At 60.0% G+C, this 23,410-nt stretch carries 22 protein-coding genes and 1 pseudogene; 12 read left to right on the forward strand and 11 right to left on the reverse strand.

From position 1 onward, the window contains the following. The first annotated feature begins 88 nt into the window (after window positions 1–88). Genes AC1DD5_RS00935 through AC1DD5_RS00955 form a run of 5 tightly spaced genes read left to right on the forward strand, consistent with a single transcriptional unit; the run spans window position 89 to window position 4,557 of the window. Window positions 89–877: an SDR family oxidoreductase gene (locus AC1DD5_RS00935; RefSeq protein WP_477519366.1), complete on the forward strand. Its 789-nt coding sequence runs from the start codon at window positions 89–91 to the stop codon at window positions 875–877. Between the two features lie 33 nt (window positions 878–910). Continuing rightward, the gene (locus tag AC1DD5_RS00940; protein WP_477519367.1) at window positions 911–2,581 is read left to right on the forward strand and encodes a thiamine pyrophosphate-binding protein; all 1,671 of its coding nucleotides are present in this window, start codon (window positions 911–913) and stop codon (window positions 2,579–2,581) included. Window positions 2,582–2,597: 16 nt separating this feature from the next. Further along, on the forward strand, window positions 2,598–3,242 hold the full coding sequence (locus tag AC1DD5_RS00945; protein ID WP_477519368.1) for an alpha/beta fold hydrolase: 645 nt from the start codon (window positions 2,598–2,600) through the stop codon (window positions 3,240–3,242). Further along, the gene (locus AC1DD5_RS00950; RefSeq protein WP_011774623.1) at window positions 3,235–3,453 is read left to right on the forward strand and encodes a recombinase-like helix-turn-helix domain-containing protein; all 219 of its coding nucleotides are present in this window, start codon (window positions 3,235–3,237) and stop codon (window positions 3,451–3,453) included. Before AC1DD5_RS00945 ends, AC1DD5_RS00950 begins: the two co-directional genes overlap by 8 nt. A 3-nt stretch (window positions 3,454–3,456) precedes the next feature. Beyond that, entirely contained in the window at window positions 3,457–4,557 is a 1,101-nt protein-coding gene (locus AC1DD5_RS00955; RefSeq protein ID WP_477519369.1) for a Rieske 2Fe-2S domain-containing protein, read from the forward strand. 126 nt (window positions 4,558–4,683) lie between these two features. On the opposite strand, the gene AC1DD5_RS00960 is transcribed toward AC1DD5_RS00955, so the two are convergent. Then, entirely contained in the window at window positions 4,684–5,202 is a 519-nt protein-coding gene (locus AC1DD5_RS00960; protein ID WP_442003571.1) for a cupin domain-containing protein, read from the reverse strand. 198 nt (window positions 5,203–5,400) lie between these two features. On the opposite strand from AC1DD5_RS00960, the gene AC1DD5_RS00965 reads away from it, so the two are divergent. From AC1DD5_RS00965 to AC1DD5_RS00975, 3 genes are read left to right on the forward strand one after another with little or no spacing between them, the layout of a single operon-like run. Then, a complete protein-coding gene (locus AC1DD5_RS00965; RefSeq protein ID WP_477514835.1) occupies window positions 5,401–5,958 on the forward strand; it encodes a MarR family winged helix-turn-helix transcriptional regulator in 558 nt (185 codons plus the stop codon). A 49-nt stretch (window positions 5,959–6,007) separates the two neighbouring features. Further along, a complete protein-coding gene (locus AC1DD5_RS00970; protein WP_477519370.1) occupies window positions 6,008–6,805 on the forward strand; it encodes an aspartate dehydrogenase domain-containing protein in 798 nt (265 codons plus the stop codon). 43 nt (window positions 6,806–6,848) lie between these two features. After that, the gene (locus AC1DD5_RS00975) at window positions 6,849–8,312 is read left to right on the forward strand and encodes a protein adenylyltransferase SelO (RefSeq protein ID WP_477519407.1); all 1,464 of its coding nucleotides are present in this window, start codon (window positions 6,849–6,851) and stop codon (window positions 8,310–8,312) included. Between the two features lie 434 nt (window positions 8,313–8,746). On the opposite strand, the gene AC1DD5_RS00980 is transcribed toward AC1DD5_RS00975, so the two are convergent. The 3 genes and pseudogenes from AC1DD5_RS00980 to AC1DD5_RS00990 all read right to left on the reverse strand — a co-directional run. Continuing rightward, the gene (locus AC1DD5_RS00980) at window positions 8,747–8,968 is read right to left on the reverse strand and encodes a hypothetical protein (RefSeq protein ID WP_442003575.1); all 222 of its coding nucleotides are present in this window, start codon (window positions 8,966–8,968) and stop codon (window positions 8,747–8,749) included. Between the two features lie 196 nt (window positions 8,969–9,164). Next, entirely contained in the window at window positions 9,165–9,572 is a 408-nt protein-coding gene (gene mscL, locus AC1DD5_RS00985) for a large conductance mechanosensitive channel protein MscL (RefSeq protein ID WP_442003576.1), read from the reverse strand. 185 nt (window positions 9,573–9,757) lie between these two features. Then, window positions 9,758–10,476: pseudogene (locus AC1DD5_RS00990) on the reverse strand (Mu transposase domain-containing protein); the annotation flags it as partial. A gap of 184 nt (window positions 10,477–10,660) precedes the next feature. Between AC1DD5_RS00990 and AC1DD5_RS00995 the strand changes: the two are divergent. Beyond that, on the forward strand, window positions 10,661–11,038 hold the full coding sequence (locus AC1DD5_RS00995) for a hypothetical protein (RefSeq protein WP_442003577.1): 378 nt from the start codon (window positions 10,661–10,663) through the stop codon (window positions 11,036–11,038). A gap of 67 nt (window positions 11,039–11,105) precedes the next feature. Here AC1DD5_RS00995 and AC1DD5_RS01000 read toward each other — a convergent pair whose 3' ends face one another. The 7 genes from AC1DD5_RS01000 to AC1DD5_RS01030 form a co-directional block, all read right to left on the reverse strand. Continuing rightward, a complete protein-coding gene (locus AC1DD5_RS01000; protein ID WP_477519371.1) occupies window positions 11,106–13,235 on the reverse strand; it encodes an RICIN domain-containing protein in 2,130 nt (709 codons plus the stop codon). Between the two features lie 29 nt (window positions 13,236–13,264). Then, the gene (gene arfA, locus AC1DD5_RS01005) at window positions 13,265–14,794 is read right to left on the reverse strand and encodes an arabinosylfuranosidase ArfA (RefSeq protein WP_477519372.1); all 1,530 of its coding nucleotides are present in this window, start codon (window positions 14,792–14,794) and stop codon (window positions 13,265–13,267) included. Beyond that, window positions 14,776–16,116: a family 1 glycosylhydrolase gene (locus tag AC1DD5_RS01010; RefSeq protein ID WP_477519373.1), complete on the reverse strand. Its 1,341-nt coding sequence runs from the start codon at window positions 16,114–16,116 to the stop codon at window positions 14,776–14,778. Before AC1DD5_RS01010 ends, arfA begins: the two co-directional genes overlap by 19 nt. After that, window positions 16,113–16,997: a carbohydrate ABC transporter permease gene (locus tag AC1DD5_RS01015; RefSeq protein WP_442003581.1), complete on the reverse strand. Its 885-nt coding sequence runs from the start codon at window positions 16,995–16,997 to the stop codon at window positions 16,113–16,115. The genes AC1DD5_RS01010 and AC1DD5_RS01015 overlap by 4 nt, the downstream gene beginning before the upstream one ends. Further along, window positions 16,997–17,959 (reverse strand): carbohydrate ABC transporter permease, encoded by a 963-nt coding sequence (locus AC1DD5_RS01020; protein WP_442003582.1) that lies wholly within the window; start codon window positions 17,957–17,959, stop codon window positions 16,997–16,999. The genes AC1DD5_RS01015 and AC1DD5_RS01020 overlap by 1 nt, the downstream gene beginning before the upstream one ends. Window positions 17,960–18,018: 59 nt before the next feature. Continuing rightward, window positions 18,019–19,290, reverse strand: a complete 1,272-nt coding sequence (locus AC1DD5_RS01025; RefSeq protein ID WP_442003583.1) for an ABC transporter substrate-binding protein — start codon at window positions 19,288–19,290, stop codon at window positions 18,019–18,021. A 135-nt stretch (window positions 19,291–19,425) separates the two neighbouring features. After that, window positions 19,426–20,472, reverse strand: a complete 1,047-nt coding sequence (locus AC1DD5_RS01030) for a LacI family DNA-binding transcriptional regulator (RefSeq protein ID WP_442003584.1) — start codon at window positions 20,470–20,472, stop codon at window positions 19,426–19,428. Window positions 20,473–20,906: 434 nt separating this feature from the next. Between AC1DD5_RS01030 and AC1DD5_RS01035 the strand changes: the two genes are divergently transcribed. The 3 genes from AC1DD5_RS01035 (at window position 20,907) to AC1DD5_RS01045 (ending at window position 23,408) form a co-directional block, all read left to right on the forward strand. Then, complete coding sequence (locus tag AC1DD5_RS01035; RefSeq protein ID WP_442003585.1) at window positions 20,907–21,380, forward strand: SRPBCC family protein; 474 nt, start codon at window positions 20,907–20,909, stop codon at window positions 21,378–21,380. A gap of 33 nt (window positions 21,381–21,413) precedes the next feature. After that, a complete protein-coding gene (locus AC1DD5_RS01040) occupies window positions 21,414–22,295 on the forward strand; it encodes a hypothetical protein (protein WP_477519374.1) in 882 nt (293 codons plus the stop codon). 66 nt (window positions 22,296–22,361) lie between these two features. Continuing rightward, entirely contained in the window at window positions 22,362–23,408 is a 1,047-nt protein-coding gene (locus tag AC1DD5_RS01045; protein WP_442003587.1) for a LacI family DNA-binding transcriptional regulator, read from the forward strand. Window positions 23,409–23,410 lie beyond the last annotated feature (2 nt).

The raw sequence follows: 23,410 nt of genomic DNA on the forward strand, positions 1-23,410 counted from the left end.
AGTCACAGGCCATTGGAGCCACAGGCCAACGAAGCCATGGATTACTGAACCGCCTGCAGCGGAAGACCACTAATAAGGAGTCCCACATATGGACCTGCAATTGAAGGACCGCACGGTGGTTGTCACCGGGGCGAGTTCCGGCGTCGGGCTTGCCACCGCCCGCTATTTGCTGAGCGAAGGTGCGCAGGTTGCTGCCTGTGCGCGCGACACCGGCCGCTTGGAGGCAGCATTCGAGGAGTTTTCCTGGGCGGACAAGGACTCGATTTACCTTGCGTCGTGCGACGTCACGGACCAACATGCCACGAACAGGTTTATCGCGGGCACTTTGGACCGGTTTGGCGCCGTCGATGGTCTGGTCTGTAACGCCGGCCGATCCTTGATGGCCACACTTCAGGACACCACGGACCAGCAGCTGCGTGATGAGTTCAGCCTGAAGATCTTCGGCGTCCTGAACATGGTTCGTTCCGCCAGGTCAGCCCTGACTGCATCGGCCCATGGCTCAGTGGTCAACGTCAACGCAATCCTCGCCCGGCAACCTGAGTTGCGCCTGGCTGCCACCTCGGCTGCCCGCGCCGCGCTGCTGAACCTCACGCATTCCCTTGCCGAAGATTTGGCAACAGAGGGAACCCGGGTGAATTCGGTCCTGCTCGGCCTGGTGGACACCGGCCAGTGGCGGCGACGCTTCGAGGAAGCCGGCTCTGAACTCGACTACGAGGCCTGGAGTGCAGAAATCGCCGCCACCCGCGGCATCAAGCTGGGCCGTTTCGGCACGGCTGAGGAGGTGGCTTTCCATATTGTCTCCCTGCTCTCGCCCCTCAGCGGATACACCACAGGAGCAACAATCGACGTCGGCGGTGGCGTTGGGCGCTATGTCTAGCCAGCGGAACTTCATTACGAAAGAGATCCAGATATGTCAGTGACACAAGAAGCAACGGTCCCAAGGGGGCCAACCGGCGGTGACGTCCTGGTCCGTGTAATGCGTCGCCACGGCATCGATACGGCTTTCGGGGTCATCAGCATCCACAATCTTCCTCTCGTCGAGGCAGTGGACAGGGAGCTGAACTTTGTTGCCGTCCGCCACGAGGCAGCCGCAGTCAACGCGGCTGACGCTTATGCGCGCGCCTCCGGCAAAGTCGGAATTGCCCTGACGAGCACCGGTACGGGAGCCGGCAACGCCGCGGGTTCCATGGTGGAGGCACTCACCGCGGGAAGCCGTGTGCTGCACATTACCGGCCAGATCGACAGCGAATTCATGGGCAGCAACCGTGGCGTGATCCATGAGGTCCCGCGCCAGTTGCAGATGCTCCACGCGGTCTCTGGCTATGCCCGCACCATTTTCAATGGCAAGGATGCGGAGGCGGACCTGGAGGAGGCAATCGCACACCTGCTCTCCTCGCCTCACACACCGGCCAGCATCGAATGGCCTACAGATTTGCAGTACCTTGCCCACCCGGAGGATCAGCGCCCGATCGATGCGCAGGTGAAGCCTTTACCCGATTACGACGCCGATGCTGTCGCCGAAGCCGTTCTGCTCCTGGCAGGTGCCAAGCGACCCCTGATCTGGGCCGGCGGAGGAGCGGCGGGCGCGGGAAAGGAACTTGCGGCTCTGCTGCACGGGCTGGGCGCGGGACTGCTGACCAGCAACTCTGGCCGGGGCGTGGTTCCGGAAGATGACCATCTTGTCATCGGCAACTTTGCTACCACTCCCGCCGCCGTCCGGCTGATCGAACAGTCTGATGTGTTGTTGAGTGTTGGCACGCACTTCCGTTCCAACGAGACGCAGCACTATTCACTCAAACTGCCCGGCACCCACATCCAGCTGGATCTCAACCCTGAAGCCGTGGGCCGGGTGTATCCGGCCACTGTGGGTCTGGTGGGTGACTCCCGTGCGATTCTGGAGGCGATGGTCAGCCAGTTGGGTAGCCCTTCCGTGGACCCCGGCTGGTCGCAACAGGTGCACAATGTACGCCTTGAGGTACGGGCCGGGCTGACTGAGTACATCGGTGGCTATGCGGAAATCTGTCACAGCCTCAGGGACCGCCTGGATCGGGAATCCGTTGTTGCCCGTGATGTGACCATACCCTCCAGCCAGTGGGGTAACCGCCTGCTGGAAATGTACTCCCGCGAAACCAATATCTTTCCGCTGGGAGGCGGCATCGGCCAAGGTTTGGCCATGGGCATCGGGGCAGCCTGCGCCCGCCCGGACGTTCCCACGGTAGTGATTGCCGGCGACGGCGGCCTTGCCGTTCATCTTGGTGAACTCGCCTCCCTTGCCGGCTCAGGGGTCTGGTGCGTGGTGCTCGTTTTCAACGACGGCGGCTACGGGGTCCTGCGCAACATGCAGAAGGCCAACGGCTTTGCGGAGGCAGGAGTCAACTTGCACACACCGGACTTTGCCTTGCTGGCCCAGTCGCTGAAATTGCCATTCTGGCGGGTGCACGGGCCCGGGTCCTTTGATGGGGCTTTGGTGGAAGCGCTCGCGGTGCGTGGACCAGCGGTGATCGAGATCGACGTCACCGCATTGGACCCCGTGCCGGGAGCTTTCGTGCCGCCGGTGCATATTCCAACCCCACATCAGTAGAGGAGCAGGAGAGCACATGAATTCAAGTACGGAAGTAGATCCGCGCCTTGGCCATGCGCCCGGCGACATCATGCCACTCCGCGATGTCATGCCACAGCATGACGTCGTGTGCTTGCACGGTGGCGAGGGAGCCGGCGAATGGTTTGACCATCAGCTTGATGCTTTGGGAGCCCGTGCCTGGGAACCCGGAATCGGCGTTGCGTCGGACGTCGCCGGACCGCCTGGACAGATGGATGAGTGGGTTGAAGCAGCCTCGTCCGCGCTTTACGACTCAACGGCAGGTCCTGCGCACATTCTGGCCAGCGGAACAGCCGCGTACGGCGCAATAATGCTCGCTGCGCTGCACCCGGAGCAGGTCAAGAGCCTCATCCTTGGTGACCCGTTGGTGGACATGTCTCTTGAGGGATTTGTCGCCACGCTCCGGCGGGTGCGAGCGCCGTCGTTGGTCATCGCCGCTGCGCCTGATATCCATACCGATATCTCCATACCGCAAAGCATCGCCGGCGGCATCAGTAACGGGGTTTTTGTCATCATCGACAACACCGCCGTTCCAGCACACCAGAGCCGATCTCATTCATTTAACGAGTGGAGCAGGTCATTCATGAATATCGCTGAAGGTCTGCACACTGTCACCCAAACACCGGAGGAACACAGTGCCTGAACAATATCTTGAAGCCAACCAGTCCCGGGTGGGTCCGCCCAATCCTTATGAGCTCAAGCTCGCCGGAGCCCTGTCCGAGATTTTTGCCAGTGGTAGCCACGAACTGCCGGCAATCGTCTCGGGCCTGAACAATTTGGGCCTGAACGCCCCGGACGGTGAACCCTGGGATGAAACCCGATTCCGTTCCGAAATGCGACGACTGGGAGAGTAGGACATGACAACTGCAACTGCAACTGCAAGCGCTCCAGCCGGAGCCAGGGCCGGCAGGGCCAAGGTCAAAACTGTCGTCGGCACGCGCCGCCAACTCGACGCCGCGGAACTGGCCGCGACGGGTCTGAGGGATCGGTGGTATCCCATTTACCCTTCCCGATTTGTAGGTCCCGGCGACATGGTCAAAGTCCGGCGCCTAGGCGTGGATTGGCTCCTCTTCCGTGATGCCAGGGGGCAAATCCGGATGTTGGAGGATCGCTGTCCCCACCGCAGCGCCCCTTTGTCCGTGGGCCAACACCTAGGGGACCGGGTGGCGTGCAAGTACCACGGCGTTCAGGTCAACGGTGATGGCACCGTGATTTCGGTTCCAGGCATGCCGGGCTGCGCGCTTGAGGGCAAGACGGTGACGGCGTCGCTGGCTGTGGAGGAAGGCGCTGACATGATCTTTGCCTTCATGCCTTTGACGGAGGACTCAGAGGTGACGGAGTTCAAACTGCCGGACCGCCTGGACAACCCCGAGGTTTCCTGGTTTTCCAACTACGCGGAATGGAACAGTCCGTGGCGCTTCTACATGGACAACGTGCTGGATCCGATGCACGGTGCGTTCCTCCACCGTGACTCGCATTCGATGTTTGGCGGTGATACGAGTGCCCGCTTCCGCATCCGTGAGACGGACCGCGGATTCTTCTTTGAGAAAACGGATCAGCGCGGCAAGAACTTTGACTGGGTGGAGTACTGCCGTGAATCCATGGACTACGTGGATCTGGAGATCCCGTACGCCGATTCAGCAGGTCCCGGGGGTTCGTTCGGGATCGTAGGAATGTCCACTCCTATCGATGCACATACCTCCGCCGTGTTCCACTGGCGTACCCGTACCGTTTCTGACTGGGAGCGGGACGTTTGGCGATTCATGTACAAGACAACTCTCGAGGAAAAACACTGGGTGGTCCTGGAACAGGACCGCGAACTGTTGGAGGCCCTGGCTGCCGATGCAGATAAGGACGAGCACTTGTATCAGCACGATCTTGGAGTAGCCAGAATCCGCCGGGTGCATGATGCCGATGCGCAGAAGCAGGCCGCAATTCTCTCAGAAGGAACCGCTTAGCCTGTTGAAGAGCCTGCAGCTCGAAACTCTCCGAGCTGCAGGCTCTTTCCGTTGTGTCCCAAACAATTCGGCACAATAAAAACCCGGGTACCGGCCACAGCGGCCGGTACCCGGGTTGTTGAAGATTTAGCGGGTTACGCCGTACATCTCCGACGTCGGCGGATAGAACGGGATCTCCGGTTTCTTGGCGCCGATGATCACGCAAATAATTGCGTCTTCTTCGCTGACAGTGCGCAAGCTCCGGGGAACGCCGGCCGGGACCCGGATCAGATCGCGGTAGCCCAGCACGCGGCTCGCTTTCTTGTTGCCGTCTTCGACGTCGTGGACACTGAACTCCACCTCTCCTTCGAGGACAAAGAACACCTCTTCGACGTCCGGGTGCGTGTGCTCAGGACCTACGCATCCGGCGGGCAGCACCATGTTGGAGAAGGTGAAGTGTTCCGCCTGGAGGATGTTGCCATCGTCCGAGTGGTCTCCGGTAGCTCCGGAACCGATGTAGCGGACCTGACCCCGGCGGAACTTTTCACCCATTTTGGTCTGGAACTTCAGGGTATTGAAGTCAACAACCCGGCTCTCACGGGAGGCGATGGCCGAATCAATCAGCTCCTCAAGTTCCGGTAACTTGCTTTCGATAACGTCGCGCATGATGGACCTCTCTCGGATTGGTAATTGCCAAATTTCGCAAGAGTCATCATGGATTCGATCTCCCTCGACTCTAACTATCTCAAGACTAAGATATAATGGGAGACGCTGCAAGATGCTGGTGGAAAGTGCTCACGATTGCTGCCTTCGTTGGGAAGCTCAGTGTTAAGATGCTTAGACCGAATGAAGGAGAGAGTGCGCATGACCACCGAATCGCGGAACACAGACACGGACGCCGTGGACGCCATTATTGAAGACTGGCATCGCGAACGCCCGGACCTTGATCCCAAGACCATCGGCGTCTTTGGCCGGTTGCAGAGCCTGGTGGCGCGGCAGCGAGCTGTGCAGGATGCGAACTATGAGAAGTACGGGCTCTCGTTGGCATCCTTTGATGTTTTGGCGAACTTGCGTCGATCCGGCCCTCCGCACCGGAAGACGGCTGGTGAATTGGCGAGTTCATCCATGCTGACCACGGGCGGCATCACCTTCCGGCTGGACCGCATGGAGGAACAAAACCTTATTGAGCGGGTTCGGTCGAAGGAGGATCGTCGTGTTGTCTACGCCCAGATGACGGACCACGGCAAGAAGCTCATTGACGAGGTCATTTCAAAACATCTGGAAACTCAGCGCAATATGCTCGCCGGCCTGACCGCCAAGGAGATCGAACAACTGGCGCTGCTACTGAAAAAAACTGAAGCCTCCATCGTCGCCTATGACCCGAAGGCTTCCTCCGCGGACGAACTTACCCTGAACGTCTAGACGATCACGGCGCGGGTTCGTCCATCCACTCCATCAAGCAAGGAATCGAATGAAGCCAGGAGCCCGCAGGATCGGAATCATCGGACACGGAGCCATTGGGGCTCGTGTTGCTGCTGACATTGCCGCTGGAAAAGTCAAGGGGGCCATCCTTGAGGGAATCATTTGCCGCAGCGCCGTAGACAACGCGCCAGCACCCCAGCTTGAGATGGACCAAGCGTTGGAGCTCTGTGACCTGCTGGTTGAATGTGCTGGGCAGGAGGTCTTGGTTGAGCATGGCGAGGCAGTGCTTTCTGCGGGTGTAGACCTGCTCGCGACATCGCTTGGGGCGCTTGCGGACCCACACCTCTCCCAACGCTTGTCCGCCGCGGGCCCTGGCAGGCTTTTCTTGACGCCGGGTTCCATTGGTGGCCTGGACCTGTTGGCGTCGGGCGCCCGCGCAACGGGCTATGACGCCGTCAGGATAACCACAACCAAGCTCCCGGGTTCCCTGATTCAGCCCTGGATGGACGAGGTTGAGGTTGATCGCATTCGGAATACTGCCGGCCCCATTGAGATCTTTGCAGGGTCCGCCGCCCGAGCCACTCAATTGTTCCCGAAGTCGCTCAACGTGGCAGCCGCCGTCGCCCTTGCAGTAGAGGACTGGGACACTGTGGCCGTTTCCGTAAGGGCCGACCCCGCGGCCGAGCTTACGACGCACTTGATTGAGGCTTCAGGAAACAGCGGGAATTACCGCTTTGAAATCTGCAACAAAGTATCGCCCCAAAACCCGCGCACCAGCGGCGTTGTCCCGTTCGCTGTGCTCCGATCCTTGGAACTCATCATCGGCGCGCGCGGTGGAATGATCTAGGCATCGCCTGCGGCGGCCCTTCCCGCATCGCTATCCTTGAATGATGAGCGAAATTGCGCATACCACCGTCGCCTTTGAGGGCCATTTCGCGCGGGACTTCCCTGAGATGGTTATTCCTTGGCGGGCGGAGGAAGCCCCTGATCCCCAGCTTCTTGTTCTCAACGAGGCGCTCGCCGTCGAGCTCGGTTTTGATCCCGGTTTTCTCCGCAGCCCGGAGGGCGTGCGGCTGCTCATCGGTAATTCCCTCCCGGAGGACGCAACCCCGGTGGCGATGGCATACTCCGGTCACCAGTTTGGCTGGTACTCACCGCGTTTGGGGGATGGGCGCGCCCTCCTGTTGGGTGAGATCGCCGGCGCTGACGGGAAGCTCCTCGACGTCCACCTCAAGGGCTCGGGGCGGACGCCCTTTGCCCGGAACGGTGACGGCCAGGCGGTGGTTGGTCCCATGCTTCGCGAATACATCGTGAGCGAGGCCATGCATGCTCTGAACATTCCCACCACGAGGTCCTTGGCAGTGGTCGCGACGGGCCGTCCCGTTCAGCGTGAAACTCTCCTGCCGGGCGCCGTCCTGACCCGGGTTGCCAGCAGTCACCTGCGGGTAGGCAGTTTCCAATACGCCAGAGCCACCAACGACATGGATCTGTTGCGCCGCCTTGCTGATCACGCGATCGAACGCCACCACCCGTCCGCTGCTGGGGAAGCCAACCGCTACCTCGGTCTCCTAAAGGGCGTCATTGCGGTCCAAGCGAAGCTGGTGGCCCAGTGGATGCTCGTCGGATTCGTGCACGGTGTCATGAACACCGACAACATGACTGTGTCCGGCGAAACCATCGATTACGGTCCGTGCGCCTTCATGGAAGGGTTCGATCCCGGAGCGGTCTACAGCTCCATTGATGAAACCGGACGGTATGCCTATCGCAACCAGCCGTTGGTTGCAGAGTGGAACCTTGCACGTTTCGCCGAATCGATCGCACCCCTGATCCACGAGGATGAGGAGCAGGCGGTCGCCCTTGCCGTTGAGGCCCTTAATGGATTCCGCCAGCAATACAGCGCTACCTGGTTCAACGGCATGAAGGCCAAACTTGGGCTGCCTGAGGGAATTGACGACGACGTTGCCTCACCTTTGGTGGATGACCTGCTTGAGCTGGTCCAGGAGTCACGCGCGGACTACACCTCGTTTTTCCGCAACCTCGGGAAGGCAGCCTGCGGGGAGGTTGAACCCGCGCGTGGCCAGATCCTGGACCTGGCAGCGTTCGATGCCTGGCTGGAACGCTGGCGGGCTGTGACGCCGGATGCTGATGCCATGGACCGGGTCAACCCGGTCTACATTCCCCGAAACCACTTGGTGGAAGAGGCGCTTTCCGCGGCAACAGAGGGGAACATGGTCCCCACCGAACAGTTGCTCGCGGCGGTAACTTCGCCATTCAGTGAGCGCTCGGGCTTGGAAAAGTTTGTCGGGCCTGCGCCAGAGAGCTTCGGCCCCTACCGGACATTCTGCGGAACGTAGGGCGCGGCTTTATGCACTAGGCAGACTGATTGTGTCAAGTATTTTTGGCCCCAAAGGGGCGGTTGAAAGTGGCCCCAGGTTCACGGAGCCTTGTTGTGGGTCTTGGGCTCGCGGTACGGTGCGTAGGTCTCGTGCGCGGGGGGCGTCTGGGTCGTCGGAGGCCGGCGTTCTATGGGTTCAGATGAGGATGGGCGCGGCTGTTGATCCTGCGGCAACACGGCACCTCGGGGCTTTTCGCACCGGTTGGGTAAAGGGTTCCTGTATCCCGCTAGGGAACGGCAGATGCCGCCCGGGGGTATGGAGTCGGGGCGCCGTCGTTGGTAGCATGTCAGATCTCTTGAGTGGGGAGAAATCCATTCTGGAATGGAAAAGGTCCGACTTGGCGTGCGCCGGGCCGGACCTTTTCAGTGAGACGCGCTAACAGTCCAGACCGACTACCCGACCTTGCCGGAGAGTGCGACCAGAACACCGGCCGTAGCGAAGTATTTGTTGCTTCCCAGATCGCGGATGGTTTTGATTCCCATACCGGCAAGCAGTTCGTCGTGCTTTTCGGTCAGGCCGGCAAGAGCCGAGGGCGGGGCCGACAGGACTTCGTCCAGAGTCGAGTTCTCGTAGGCCTTGTCCAATGCCTTGCCCAATTCAATCGAAACAGCCACTTTCATGTCCTTTCATCGATGACGGAAAACAAGCACAGCCAGCCTGCGGCTGCACGAACGCCGGGATTTATCCCTGCGCCGCTGAGAGACACGCTATCGCAGCGTCGGTCTGTGGAAACGTAAGCGTGCCGAAGCAATTGGGCCGCGGTTCAGCCTGACAGCTGATTTTTGGTGGGCTTTGGGTCCGCCGACTTGATTAGGGCATGCGGCCTTGCTGTAGGGAATCCCTGATTTCCGTGAGCAGGGCAATCTGGGGGTCTTCGGCAGCTTCTTCCTTGACGTCCGGGTTGATGCCGAGGCGCCGGTTGCGGCGCTCGACCATGTGGTTCATGGGCACGACGATGACGAAGTAAATGGCTGCCGCCACGAGCACGAAGTTAACAATTGCCGTGAGCAGGACACCGAATTTGATGTCGTTTCCGTTGAGGGTCACGACGGCGAAGCTATCGAAGTTCGGAGATCCGACCAAGGCCGCGATGAACGGCATGAGAACGCTTTGGACTAGGGCCGTGACTACGGCACCGAAGGCGGCACCAATCACGACGGCGACGGCAAGGTCTACGACGTTGCCCTTCATGATGAAATTCTTGAATCCGGTCAACATAGCGATCAAATTACCCCACGCGGATGCCGTATCGGACATTTTTGGGGAAAGTTTCGAGGGGAGTTACCCCAGTGCCTGCCGGCGCCCGTGGCATGAGGTCGGATTCACCTCCGCGGGGACCTTGGGTTCCTGCATCGGGGATGTTCACCTGTTCCGAACTCTTACGCGCGATGCCCTGGGCCAGGACCGGACCGGGCGGGGACCCGCTGGTGTCTGGCGGCCATGGTGCGGCCGTCGAAGACCGCGAGCTCGGAGGCCCGCAGTGAGACCACCCTTCGGCCGATGAGCCGGGCTGGGACGGAGTACTTCACCATTCGGACCGTGACCATCGAGGACCTATCAACCCTGGGGTTCAGCACCAGTCCCGGATCAAAAGGGATCGAAGCCGTAGTGCGAACGGAATAACACCCAGCGGTCTTTCTCATGGCGCTGCCGGCCTTGCCCGAACACCACGGCAGCCCGTTCAGCACGACGTAGATCTCGCGGAAGTCCACCTCGGCTTCGGCGCCCGGCGCGTGTTCCTGCGGAACGAACACCTCAACGTGGCGTCCTGCCTCTAGGTCAATCTGGGCCCGGCGGACCCTGACGTAATCACGCACCGTGGAATACGAGAGCTCCTGCGCACCGTGCTCTTCGATGAGCCGGGCCAGGATCCTGCGGTATGACGCTGCTTCCGCGGCGCGGTTGTATCCTCGATCAGCATCGCGTAGATCGCACCCTTGAACGGCTCCAGCCGCCAAGCCACCCTTTGCCTTGGTTTGCGCTCCGGAGGCGCAGCTGAATCCAGTGCCTGCCTCACCGTTCGCCTGTGAACCCCGTACAGGACCGCCAACGCACGAACCGACAAGCCCTCAACTCGGGCGTCCCTTCGGATCCGCGCGAACAACTCCACTCTCGACTCCATCCAGACCAACCTTTCGCCGCATCCATCCACTGATGAATCCAACGTTGAAGGTGGGGCCACAAATAACCGTCACAAGGTGCCCGGCGAGTCATAAAGTGGGGCCAGATATAACCGTCCCACCGGGGCCATCCAAACCTGTCATAGTCAGCAGACAAATTTTTCACTGCGTGGCACAGTAAGCACCATGACTCGAATTCTGATGATCGGTATCCATGCCCGGGCGCTTGACTACAGCAAACTGCCGCCGGGACTCGATGAGGCAACCATGACCGAGCGGATCGAGGCTGGCTTCGGGGCGACCATCGCTGCCGGTTTTGATGCAGTGTCCTGCCTGATCGGCACCTCGCCTGACGAGGCCGAATCAGACGTTCGTGAAGCGTTCGCCCGTGATCAATTCGGCCTGGTGATGATTGGTGGTGGCATCAGGATGGTCCCGGAGTACACGGAACTCTTCGAACGGGTTCTCAACGCATGCAACGCCGAATCGCCGGGGATCACGTTCTGCTTCAACACCTCGCCAGAGACGACTTTGGATGCATTGAAGCGTCACATCCAACCCTGAGGTAGCGTCGGCGGCACGCAATGAAGGACCCTCTGCCGGTTTTGCTGGCAGAGGGTCCTTCATTGAGTTACTGAATTCCTTCTCGGTTCAGCTTCCATTCCTGGCAGGTAAAGCCGTTGGCCGTGTATTGCTGGGCATGGGCGCCATCAGCTGTGGAAGCACCAGCTATTTCCAGCAATTTCCCGCTGTTGGCATTGGCGAGTTTCCACCAGCCGCCGCTGACGCTCGGTGACCAGACTTGTGTAGGGCTACCCGTGGGTCCCCACTGGCTCGCCTGGACTCCATCGGCAGTAGCTGCCGAACCAATTTCGAGGAGCTTGCCACTGTTGACGTTGGTGAGCTGGATTCCACCGCTGGCTTGTTTGATGCTCCACAGCTGTGTGGCATTGCCAGTATCTCCCCATTGTCCGGCTCCCGCGCCATCGGTGGTTAGGGCGCTGAGTATTTCCAGAGATTTGCCGCTGTTGCGGTTGGTAACCCGGAATTGCGGATCCAGGCTGCTGGAAGGGTTGAAGACCTGGAGGACATCAAGTTCGGCGAAGGAGGTTCCCTTGGTAAAGGACACCGTGTTGGCTCCGGCCGCCAGGGTAGCCGTCATCTGCACCCAACCGTAGCGTCCCCAGTCGTCGGTCGCCGGGTAATTCAACGTAGTCGATGTGCCCCCGTTGACTTTGACGGAATGCGAGCTGTTAGCTCCGGTTCCGTTGGCGTACCGCATATTCAGTGTGTAGGTTCCTGCAGTTGGCACCCTCACGGTGAAGGTGACCGAGCTGCCGGCATTGTTGATGTTGCCTACTTTTGAGCCATTGGAGGCATCCGGATCGTTCACCAGGGCTGCATCCTGCCGGACTGCGCGTTCGGCTTCGTACTGTTGGGCGTCCAAGGGGATTGAGCCGACTCGAACGTCGTTGTAGGTAGTAGCAGCATTTTCAACGTTGGTGGCCTGGTAGAGAGTCCTGCCGTCAACGCTGGTGTCGAAGCCTTGTGCGAAGCCGGTAAAGGATCCGCCTTGAGTGTCGGAGGCGTCATATGTGACGGCGTAGGGGAGCCTTTCCCAGGGACCGTCGCCAAGGTTGTAGTTGACGTAGAAGTTCTGGCCGCCGTCGATGTTTCCGGCAGTGTCAAGTGACCATTTCGACGCGATGACGACCATGCCTTTAGGTCCGCCCGTGGGAACCCATTTGACGAAGGGGGAGGATCCAATGCCTCGGCCGTCCTTGAGGGCTACTTTTGTGCCGATGCTCGCTTCGGGCGACCAGTTCAGGCCATCGGGCGAGATCTTGAAGTAGACCGGCGCTGTGTTCTGCGACTGGCTGGGCCGGTTGACCACTTCGAAAGTGGCCAGATAGCGGCCATCCTGCATCTTGGTCACTGTGATCATGCCCGGGCGGTCACTGTTGTTTGTCGGCGCAGAAACGTTGCCCAGAGCACCCCAGGTGAGGCCGCCATCAGTTGAGCGTCGGTAAGACACAGCTTGGAGCACGCCGTTTGCTTTTTGCCGCTCGTCGGAGAAATAGGCCGCGAGTCCGCCGTTGCCGTCGATTGCGAGGGAGGGTTCCCAAACAGTGCTCGTGGTGGAGGTGGGGCTGGGATCGTAGACTGCGGGCCCACCGGAGTCGATAGTGCTCTGGTATGACCAGGTAACGCCCTTGTCGAGGCTCTTGTACACAACAAGCCTGCTGCTGGAACGGTCTTCGGGCATAACCATGCCCGTGAGCAGAACGGTACCAGCGGGCAGGTTGCCAACCTGCTGGGGGAGCTCGAAGAGGAAAGGCTGGGCCGTCCGCGTCAGGGCAGGGAAGTCAATGCTCGGATTCACTTCGGAGACCTTGGTCCACGTTGCGCCGTTATCTGTGCTGCGGTGGATCGGATAGCTCTGGACGCCGTTTGTCAGCACCAATTTGTCGAAGGTGGCCAGCAGCGTGCCGTTCGACGTCCCGTTGTTCTTGAGTGTGATGACTTTGGCGTAGGTGGTGCCTGCAGCGCGCCCGCCTTCCGGATTGAACGAGGATCCCGCCGGCGGTGAGTACACCAGCGAACCGTTCCCGGTGGTCACTGCTACGGCTGGCGCTATCGCAGTGAACTGGCCCGCCAGTACTGCCAGCATGACAAGCACGACGGCGGCGACGATCGGTCTGGTGCGTGGAGGGCTGCTCCTGAATTTGGGCATGGCTGAAGGCACAGATTGTTCGTGCATTGGATCTCCCATTTCTTGTTGGCTGTGTATCAGGCCTTTTCGGGGGTGCTGGCCAGGAACAACGCTGTCCAGGAGACAGGTGGCAGCGTAAGTGTGATGGTGCCGGGGCCCTGCTCCGTTCCCTCGAGGTCACGGAGCTGAACGCGGTGTGGATCGGCCAGGGTGTTGGCGGCGAAGACGTCGGTATCGGTCAGCGTCAGGGCGCTAAGTATTTGCACGTCCCGGAGATGGCTGGTGTCGATAGTGACGGTAGATTCCTGGTCTGAGCTGCGGTTGACGAGGAAGACCGAGGCGGATCCGTCGTCGGGATTATGGGTGGCGGCGGCGTCGACGATCCTGACGGTGCCGTGGGCGGCAGTGTCGTATTTTTCGCTTTCGAGTCCGGTGTCCAGAGCAGCGCCGTTTGCGTTGTGGGAGGTCAGGGCAAAGGGGAAAAAGGTAGTCTGCCTCCAGGCAAGTCCGCCGGGTTCGGTCATGATGGGGGCAATGACGTTGACCAGTTGGGCAAGGGAAGCGGAGGTGACCCTGTCCGCGTGGTTGAGCAGCGAAATGAGGAGGTTTCCCACCACAACGGCGTCCGCCACGGTATAGCTGTCCTCGAGAAGCCGGGGCGCGATGGGCCAGTTGTCTATGCCCGTGATCTTATCGACTGTCTCGAAACGTTCGTTGTACCAGACGTTCCACTCATCGAAGGAGATGTTCAGGGTCTTGTCGCTTCCCTTCACTGCCTTGATGTGGTCTGCCGTTGCGGTGACGGAGTCGATGAACCGGTCCATGTTTGCCGCCGAGGCCAGGAAGCTTCCCAGGTCGCCGTCTTTGATCTCGTAGTAGGCATGGCAGGAGATGAAGTCGACGTCGTCGTAGGTATGCCCGAGCACCACTCGTTCCCATTCGCCGAAAGTGGGCATGGCCGCACTTGAGGAACCGCAGGCGACAAGTTCGATGGAAGGATCCAGTTGGCGCATGGCTTTCGCCGTCTGGGAGGCAATCTTGCCGTAGTCGTCAGCGCTGCGATGCCCAATCTGCCATGGACCGTCCATTTCGTTGCCCAAACACCACATTTTGATGTTGAACGCTTTGTCGTGGCCATTGGCTGCCCGTTTCTCGGCCAGGGCGGTACCGAACGGGAGGTTGCAGTATTCCAGCAGATCCAAGGCCTCTTCCGTGCCGCGTGTTCCGAGATTGACGGCGAGCATGAGCTCGCTGCCGATTTCCTCCAGCCATCCTGCGAATTCGTGGAGTCCCACCTGGTTGGTTTCGGTGGAGTGCCATGCGAGGTCAAGCCGTTTGGGCCGCTGTTCCACCGGGCCAACGCTGTCTTCCCATTTGAATCCGGAGACGAAGTTCCCGCCGGGATACCGGATTGCCGATACTCCCAGTTCCTTGACGAGTTCCTTGACGTCGTTCCGGAATCCGGCGGAGTCGGCGAGTGGGTGGCCGGGTTCGTAGATGCCGTCATAGACGCAGCGGCCGAGGTGTTCAACGAATGAACCGAACATCCTGCGGTTAACTGTGCCGATGGTGCGTCGTGGGTCGAGAGTCAGGCGTGCTGTGGCCACGGGCTTCTTCCTTGTTCGGAGACGAATGCGGGTTCTTTGGTTATGTCAGCAGCGGCCGGCTGGGTCACAGCTGCGTCGGCGTAATGCTGGAACCTATCAGCGACGGGGTTCTTGACTCGATGCAGGGTGCCGATTTCGTCCGGGACGAGATCCCAAAGGCCCATGGTGAGTCGGTAATGTTCAAGCGGTTCGGTCCCGTAGCGGTAGGTCCACTCGTACATGTCCGTTACTGGCCACCACGTGTATCCCACGATGTCCTGCCCTGCCGCGCGGAGTTCCTGGACGCATCGTACGGAGGCATCAAGCCACTCGATCCGCCTCTCATAGGAGCCTGTGAGGCAGGTTTCGGTGAGCGCAACCGGAGCACCATAGCGCTTGCCGTAGGTGGTCAGAACGTCGGCCAATCCCTCCGTCCAGTCGTTGCGGACAGCACGGGGATCGTTGATGTCACCACGGACGGGACGCGCAGATTCCAGGAGCTCGGTGGAGTGCAGGGGGTAGTAGTTAACGCCCATCACATCAGGGAGCACGATGTTCTCTTGGTGCCATGCCAGATCGTGGTCGGTCATTCCGTGCCGGGAGAGCCAGGGCGTGAGCTCGTGATTGGCATCCACTTTGCCCGTCACCAGGTCCTCCACCAGATACGAGCGCGCCTTGAGGTGACGGAGTTCATCATCGTGTTCGCCGTTGTTGGAGTCACTGACGAACCGGAAACCAGCATCGACGTGAGTGAAGATGGCCCGCTCACCAAGCACCTCAGCCATGTTTTGCTGGGCGAGGACAAATCCCTTGGAGAGGTTGCGAACCAAGGCGACGAGGCCGTCGTCGCCCGCCAGGTAGGGTGGCCAGTGCCCAAACTTTCCGGCAAACAGGGTGTGGATCATGGGCTCGTTAACCGGTGTGTAGTCCACCACCGTATCGGCGTAGCGTGCCGCGACCCGGGCGGAGTAGTCAGCCACGCGTTCCGGATAACTGGAGTTCAGGAACTGGTTGTCCAGCCACGTGGGGGTTCCGTAGTGCATCAGGTCCACCAAGGGCTTCAGCCCAAGTTCCTGGAACCGTTCCATCACCTGGTCCAGCCAGTCCCACTTCCAGACATCACGCTCGGGATTGATCTTGTACCAGGGAATACCCCAACGCAGGAACTCTGCGCCCGCCTCCTTGGCAAGCCCCAGATCCTGATGCCAGAAGCGGTAGTGCTGGGTGAGTTCGTATTCGTCCAGGGACCGCTCTCCGGCGCGTTCCTGGGGAATGAAGGTGTCTTCAATCCCGAGGCCGAAATGCAGGCGCCCGTCTTCGTGCCAGTTCAAATTTTTCCTCACTTCAATCCTGTGGTGGCGACGCTCTCGATGAAGCGGCGTTGGACAAACATAAAGATGGCGGCGAGGGGCAGGATGGCTACCAGAGCGCCTGCCATCATCACGCCGTAGGGGACGATTCCGCCCGGTCCCGTCAAGAGGGTCAGCCCTGAGGTCAGAGTGCCCATGTCCTTGTCGGTGGTGAAGATCAGTGGCCAGAGCAGGTCGTTCCAGTTGTTCACGAAGACGAACACTCCCAGCGTCAGGATCGCGGGCATGGCATTCGGAAGGACAACGTTCCAATAAACGCGCCACTCTGAGGCGCCGTCGATCCGGGCTGCGTTGTCCAGGTCCCTGGGGAGGGACAGGAAGAACTGCCGCAGGAAGAAGATTCCGAAAGCGTCTGCGGCGCGGGGGATGATCAGCGCAGAGAAGGTGTTGACCCAGCCCAGGTCGCTTGCCAGTTGGTAGACCGGAACAAGGGTGGCTTGGAAGGGAATCATGAGGCTGGCAATGATCGCAATCAGCAGGAACTTCTTGCCGGTGAAATCGATTCTGGCCAGTGCATAGGCAGCCAACGAGTCGAACAGGAGGGCAAAGAGTGTTACTCCACCAGCAAAGACGAAGCTGTTGGCGATCAGCCGGATGAAGGGGAGGTCCTGGAAGATCCTGGTGAAATTGTCCAAGGTCCACGTGCCCGGGGTGAGGGTCGGCGGAAAAGCGTTAACCTCGGCCACCGGTTTGAAGGCCGTGAAGATAATGATGGCGATGGGCAAGAGAATCACGGCCGTCGCAAGGCCCAGGAGAACCACCACTAAAGCGCGGTTCAGCCTTGATCTCGTGGCGTTGCGGGATGTGGAACCTGCCCGGGCAGGGGTGGGCTGCCGTTCTAACGTGGTGGACATCAGTCACCTTCCCGTTCTCGTTTTCCGAAGAAAACAAACTGGACAACGCTGAGCAGCAGCGTGGCGGCCAGCAGGACATAGGAGAGTGCGGAGGCGAAACCGACGTCGAGTTTCTGGAACCCGGACTTGTAGATCTGCATGACCACGGTTTCGGTGTGGCCGTAAGGTCCTCCGCCAGTCATTACATAGATCTGGTCGAAAGCCTGGAGGGCGGCGATCAGGGCGAAGATGAGGACGAAAGCCGTGGTGTTGGACAACATCGGCATGGTGACATGGCGGAACCGCATGAAGGGCCCGGCGCCATCAACCTTGGCGGCCTCGTAGAGAGATCCTGGGATTTCCTGCAGCCCGGCGAGAAAGATGACCATGTAGAAGCCGAAGCTTTTCCACACGGCAACGAAGGCAACCGCGGGCATGGCCAGGACGGGATCCTGCAGGACGTTTCCGATGCGGATCCCGGCGTTCCCCAGCCAGTAGTTCAACAAACCAACCTGGGGGTCGATCAGGTAGGACCAAGCGATCGCGGCAACAGCGAGGCTGATAATGAACGGCAGGAACAAGGCTGTTCGGAAGAATCCGCGAAATGGCAGCCGGGGATCGTTCAGCAGCAGCGCCAGGACGAGCGCAAGAGCCACCGCCATTGGCGTAAACAACAGTGCGTACAGGGCAGTGTTGAGTACTGCATTGAGGATGACCGGATCGGTGAAGATGCGGGCGTAGTTCTCGAAGCCCACCCACTTTTCCTTGCCGAAGCCGCTGGCGTCCGTAAAGGACAGCCGCAGGGCCGAGACCATGGGCCACGCGGTGAACGCGCCAAGGACCAAGAGTGCTGGGATCAGGAAGGCCAGGGCCTGGAAGTTCTTGCGGCGCTGCCCGATAGCCGGGTTGCGTCGCCCGCCCAAGGGGGCTGGCGCACGGTACCGGGGTGCCGCCGTCGTTTTCTTGTGCATGGTGGTGCTCATTTGGGAGCTTCTTTCCGGAGGGTGCGGCGCCCATTAGGCGCCGCACCTGTTCCGTTCAACTATTTGGCGTCGACGATCTTCTGGACTGACGCCTGGGTTTCCTTGAGCAGATCCTGAATGTTCTCGCCAGCCACAGCGCGCTGTGTGAGCTTGTCGACGGCGGTCAGAACGTCCGTGCTGTTCACGACGCCGGGCAGGAGCGGGCGGCCGAACTCAGACTGCTTGGTCAAGGCTTCTACTACGGGGTTGGCAGCGACATCAGATGCGGGGATGTCCGAGCGCAGCGGCGGCCAACCCGAACCCAGGGACCAGGCCGTGGCTTGTTCCTTTTGCAGGAAGTACGTGAAGAACTTCTGTGCTGCCGCGGCTTTCGCCTCGTCCTTCTGCGTTGTGATGCCCATCGAAATACCGATGGCGGACGCTGCCTGCTCCTTGGGACCGGCAGGGACGGCGGCAATGCCGTAGTCGATCTTGTTTTCAGTGGCGATGGAAGACATCCACGGCCCGCCAAGGTACATCGCTGCCTTGCCGCTGCTGAAGAGCTTGTCACCGGCGATACCGTCCAGGCCGGCTGGTGAGATCTTGTCGTTCCGGATGGCGTCCACCCATGTCTTGAGCGTCTGGGCATTCTCCGGCGAGTCCACTACAGCTTTGCCATCCTTGACGACGTTTCCGCCGTTGCCGTAGAAGAGGGAAGGCCAGACGCCGTTGGCTACAGTTGCGTGGTCAGGCAAGCCCAGCCCGTACTGTTCTGGAGTTCCGTCGTTGTTTTCATCCACGGTCAGCTTCTTGGCGGCGGCGATCCATTCGTCCCAGGTGGTGGGCGGGGTAGTGATTCCAGCCTTGGCGAACAGGGACTTGTTGTAGAACATCGCCAAGGGAACGAAGCCGGATGGAACGCCGTATTTGTGGCCGTTGACGGTTTCCATGTCCGCGGCGGCGGGAATCAGCTTGTCGAGGTTGCTGGAGGGATTCTTGTAGAAGTCGTCCAGTTGAACGAAGGCCCCTTTGTCAGCGTAGACGGGGAGCCGTTCGGCCGGCATCGCCACGATGTCCGGGCCCTTCCCGGAGGAGAGTGCCGGCAAGAGTGTGTCATCAATGACCGACCAGGGATTGGTCTGGACCTTGATGCTGACTTCATTCTGTGAGGCGTTGAAGTCGTCCACGATCTTGTTCAGGACCTTCCCGTCAGCCTCGGTGTAACCGTGCCAGAACGTGAGTTCCGCTTTGGCGCCGTCTTTGCTTTCCCCGCTTGCGCCCCCGCCCGAACAGGACGTTAGCGCTAACGACGCTGCTGCGACGACGGTGAGCAATGTGAGCGACCTTTTCATGTCAGCCCTTTCGTGAATGGGACAGCCATGTCCCCAAAACCTGCTGTCAACGATTTAGGTAAACGTTGTACGTAAACGTTGTATCAAGCATGCGCCGTGCTTCGAGAGGGGTCAAGACCTCAGTGCATTTTTATTTCAAGCGGCAGATGTTGCCAAGGATGCGCTGTCCTGAGATCCGCCGGAAGACTCGCGGATTTGGAGGGAGAAGCCCGTTTCGATCTCGTTCGCCTCCGGCTCGTCGCCGCTCTCTATGCGACGCAGGAGCATCTCAACGGCTGCCTCGGCGATCTGGTCCCGCCGTGGATTGATGGTGGACAAAGTTGGCAAGGAGTATTGCGTTTCATCCAGGTCATCAAAGCCGACAATCGCAACGTCTTCCGGGATGTGCAGCCCGGCCTCTTGAAGGACGCGCATGGCGCCCAGCGCCAAGGTGTCATTGAAGGCGAACACCGCGTCAAAGTCCAGTCCGTCAGCGAGCATCCGGGTCATTGCGGCGGCACCGCCTCTGCGGTGCCAGGAATCCGCGTAGCGAACCAGCTTAGGATCGAAGGGCAGCCCGGCTTCTTCGAGTGCGGCCTTGTATCCGTCCAGGCGAAGTTCTGCGGACGCGACGATGTCGCCCTCATGGGCACCCAGCGCCACAACCTTGCGTCGGCCGATTGCCAATAGGTGCTCGGTGGCGGACTTTGCTCCGGCCGTGTTCGCCATCGTGACCCGATCCACTCGACCTTCGAAGGATGTATCACCGAGGACAACCAGCGGAGTGTCCACTCCCTTCAGAATTTCCGTGTCAGCAGATCCCAAAGTAAGCGAGCTATAGATAATGCCGTCCACCATGTGCCGGTGTTGGCCACGAAGTGCGGCCAGCTCATTTTCACGACCGCTGCCGATCGGTTCAATAAGGACAGCGATTCCCTTGGCGGCAGCGGCACGCATGACGGCGTCGGCAAGTTCAGCAAAATAGGCCGTGGTGAGATCCGGAATGATGAGGCCGATGACTCCAGTACGCCCGGACCTCAGGTTCCTCGCAGAGAGGTTGGGCCTGTACCCCAGCTGGTCAATGGCTTCCTGGACCCGTGCCCGCGTTTCCGCGCGCAGCTGCGGATGGCCATTAATGACGTTCGATACCGTCTTGATGGAAAAACCGCTGACCCTGGCGACGTCCCGGATTGTGACAGACATGGCCGCTCCCTTCCCTGCGCAAAGGGCCGGAATCGCCCTGATCACAGGGTACAACGTTGGAAGCAAGACGGTACAACGTTGGTAGTGCTGTCTCCGGAAACAACTGAAAATTGCTGCCGAAGAAGGCACTTTTGCCTCCACGTCCCGGGGCTCCTCGGATGCTTGCCCCACAACATATCGAGGTCTAGCCTAAGAGCGGGAGCAGGTCCAGAGGTGGGCAGCAGCCTCCCTTTCTTGAGGAAACAGTCGATGTCGATCATCTCTGATCCCTACCTCCCCGGCGACTGTCCATCGCCCGGACGAAGTCCATTCGACTATCCTCAGGTGCTCCACTTCCCGGAGATCACAACTATTGAACCGACGCGTACTCCAGCGCGCCTCGGGGGTCTACCGCTGTCCGCTGTTTGCGGGCCGCTTCAACAATAGGAGGAAAAATGGAAACCGTTGAAGAAACCATTGATGTCGCTGTCCCAGTCCACACTGCCTATAACCAGTGGACCCAGTTTGAGTCCTTTCCGGAGTTCATGTCCGGCGTGGAGGCCGTAACCCAGCTGAGTGACACCACCAACCACTGGGTCACCAAAATCGCTGGAGTGGAGCGCGAATTCGATACCGAAATCGTCGACCAACAGCCTGATGATCGGATCGCCTGGCGCAGTACCGACGGGAAGTCCCATGCCGGCGTCGTGCGGTTCACCCGGATGGATGATAACCACACCAAAGTCAACGTCCATTTCGAGTGGGCACCGGAAACTGCAACCGAGAAGGCTGGTGCGGCACTGAAGATCGACGAGATGCAGGTCAAAGCCGATCTACGGAAATTCAAGGACTTTATCGAATCCCGTGGAACGGAAACAGGTGCTTGGCGCGGTGAAGTTGAGGACACAGGTCCTGGCGGGCAGCTTTAGAAAATCCCGACGTTCACCGGAAGGCATTATCTGATGCGAAAAGTTCCAGCGCTTGCAGTTTTTGCAGTTGCAGCAGTGGCTTTGGCGGCGTGTAGCGGCGGTGGGGGCAGCACGGCAAGTCCTTCTTCTGCCACCACCTCGTCAGCCTCCACCTCGATGCCGGCTCAGGACAAGGTCTACACCGAGGACGAATTGCGGGACCTGATCTCCGGTATGAAGGATGGAGATGGCAACGAGCTCAAGCTCTATTCCAAGGAGCAGGTAGGCCAAGGCGGCAAGATCGCCGATCTCCTTTTGAATACGGCAAGCGTCGATCCTCAGGATTGCAAGGACATCGCCACGGCGGGGCTGGTAGACAAGGTTGAACACGGAGATGTTGCCGTCGCCCTGTCTGACAGTGATCAGCCCCGGTCCTTGTCCGCGCAATCTGGTAAAGAGGGTCCGGACGAGGAGAAAGTTCTCAAGGACATCAGCGGCAAAATGGACAAATGCGCCAAGTTCACCGTGAAAGCCGTGGGTCAGACGTATGAAGTCTCCAGTGAGAAGTTAGACGCTAAGACGAAGGCAAAGGAAACATTCGGAACCGTCAGTACACGTTCCGGTGAAACCCAGAAGAAGCTCATGCAGGTCTCCGCGGCCGACGGGAGGTTGCTGGTGGTCGCCACGAAGAGTGGGCCAAACCTGGGCGATCCTGACCAGAAGGAACTCCAAGACTTGATCAACAAGGTGCTTGAGAAAGCCAAGGGCGGTAGCGAATCTCCCAGTTCAATGATGACCAGTTCGTCCAGCAGCATGACCAGTTCGCCGAGCAGCAAGAGCAGCTTGCCGTCGTCGTCAACGTCGACATCCACACCAACCATGAGTTCCTCGGAGGGCAGTGATACTTCCTCACCGTCAGTAAGCCCATCTCGATAGACCGCTTCAGTTGGTTCGTTTCGCAAGCGCTTGCGTCAATCCTTGGTTGTCGTTACTGTCATTCCCATGTCGTCAACAGTGGATGCAGTCGCGGAACGCGCGAATGTCTCGGTGTCAACAGTCTCGCGTGCCTTGCGGGATATGCCGGGCGTTTCGTTGGAGACTCGCAAGCGCGTGCAACGGATTGCGCAAGAGCTGGGCTATGTTCCATCGCTGGCTGGTTCCCGCTTGGCAACTGGCCGGACGGGAGCCATCGCGATTGTCACTCCCAACCTCTCCAGATGGTTCTTCGGGCAGGTGCTGGCATCGGCGGGGCGTGTGCTTCGCCAAGCAGGCTTTGACGTCCTGTTGTACGAACTCGCGGACACTGCCGCGCGGGAGCGCTTCTTCGCTGGGTCGAGCCTGACCGGTCGAGCCGACGGAGTATTGGTCTTTGCCTTGCAACCGACTCCGGAGGAACTAGCCGCGCTCGAAGCCCAGAACTTACCTGTTGCGTTTTTGGGGTCGGGAACGCCTGGCAGGCCTGGTGTTCGGGTGGACGACCACGCGGCCGGGCGGGCAGCAGCACGGCACCTCATCAATTTGGGGCACGAACGCATCGCCTTCATCGGAATCCGCGAGGCTGCAGACAGCACGCTGGGCGGGGTCCCGCCGGCCAACCGTTTGAAGGGCTACCGCGAGGCCCTGACTGAAGCAGGGTTGGAGCCCAGTCAAGACCTTGAGGTCCACGAGGAGAATTCAACGGCTGGCGGATCAAGGGCCATGTCCCGGTTGTTGTGTGCGGAAGTAGCTCCTACTGCGGTCTTTGTGGCCTCCGACGAGATGGCTTTCGGCGTGCTGCGCACCCTGAAAGCGGGCGGAATTGATGTTCCGGGCGACATGTCGGTGGTTGGCTTCGATAACCACGAACTCTCCGAGATCCTCGACCTGACTACCATGGACCACTCGGTCGCCCTGCAGGGATCCGAAACCGCGCGCCGGTTGCTTGCTTTGATCACGCCCGACGCCGGTGCGGAGCCGGATTTGGTGCTGTCCGCCCAGCTGGTTATTCGCGGCACTACAGCGCCGCCATTTCCCTTGCGAGGCAGGCGACCTGCCACGCCACGCACCTAAGA

It is taken from the genome of Paenarthrobacter sp. 10L420 (assembly GCF_056395385.1).

Coding starts and splice junctions, on each gene's coding strand:
- AC1DD5_RS00940 (WP_477519367.1), top strand. CDS start 911: ATGTCAGTGACACAAGAAGCAACGGTCCCAAGGGGGCCAACCGGCGGT.
- AC1DD5_RS00935 (WP_477519366.1), top strand. CDS start 89: ATGGACCTGCAATTGAAGGACCGCACGGTGGTTGTCACCGGGGCGAGT.
- AC1DD5_RS00975 (WP_477519407.1), top strand. CDS start 6,849: ATGAGCGAAATTGCGCATACCACCGTCGCCTTTGAGGGCCATTTCGCG.
- AC1DD5_RS01030 (WP_442003584.1), bottom strand. CDS start 20,472: ATGTCTGTCACAATCCGGGACGTCGCCAGGGTCAGCGGTTTTTCCATC.
- AC1DD5_RS00965 (WP_477514835.1), top strand. CDS start 5,401: ATGACCACCGAATCGCGGAACACAGACACGGACGCCGTGGACGCCATT.
- AC1DD5_RS00970 (WP_477519370.1), top strand. CDS start 6,008: ATGAAGCCAGGAGCCCGCAGGATCGGAATCATCGGACACGGAGCCATT.
- mscL (WP_442003576.1), bottom strand. CDS start 9,572: ATGTTGACCGGATTCAAGAATTTCATCATGAAGGGCAACGTCGTAGAC.
- AC1DD5_RS01040 (WP_477519374.1), top strand. CDS start 21,414: ATGCGAAAAGTTCCAGCGCTTGCAGTTTTTGCAGTTGCAGCAGTGGCT.
- AC1DD5_RS01035 (WP_442003585.1), top strand. CDS start 20,907: ATGGAAACCGTTGAAGAAACCATTGATGTCGCTGTCCCAGTCCACACT.
- AC1DD5_RS00945 (WP_477519368.1), top strand. CDS start 2,598: ATGAATTCAAGTACGGAAGTAGATCCGCGCCTTGGCCATGCGCCCGGC.
- AC1DD5_RS01020 (WP_442003582.1), bottom strand. CDS start 17,959: ATGAGCACCACCATGCACAAGAAAACGACGGCGGCACCCCGGTACCGT.
- AC1DD5_RS01015 (WP_442003581.1), bottom strand. CDS start 16,997: ATGTCCACCACGTTAGAACGGCAGCCCACCCCTGCCCGGGCAGGTTCC.
- AC1DD5_RS01025 (WP_442003583.1), bottom strand. CDS start 19,290: ATGAAAAGGTCGCTCACATTGCTCACCGTCGTCGCAGCAGCGTCGTTA.
- AC1DD5_RS00955 (WP_477519369.1), top strand. CDS start 3,457: ATGACAACTGCAACTGCAACTGCAAGCGCTCCAGCCGGAGCCAGGGCC.
- AC1DD5_RS01000 (WP_477519371.1), bottom strand. CDS start 13,235: ATGCACGAACAATCTGTGCCTTCAGCCATGCCCAAATTCAGGAGCAGC.
- AC1DD5_RS00960 (WP_442003571.1), bottom strand. CDS start 5,202: ATGCGCGACGTTATCGAAAGCAAGTTACCGGAACTTGAGGAGCTGATT.
- AC1DD5_RS00995 (WP_442003577.1), top strand. CDS start 10,661: ATGACTCGAATTCTGATGATCGGTATCCATGCCCGGGCGCTTGACTAC.
- AC1DD5_RS01045 (WP_442003587.1), top strand. CDS start 22,362: ATGTCGTCAACAGTGGATGCAGTCGCGGAACGCGCGAATGTCTCGGTG.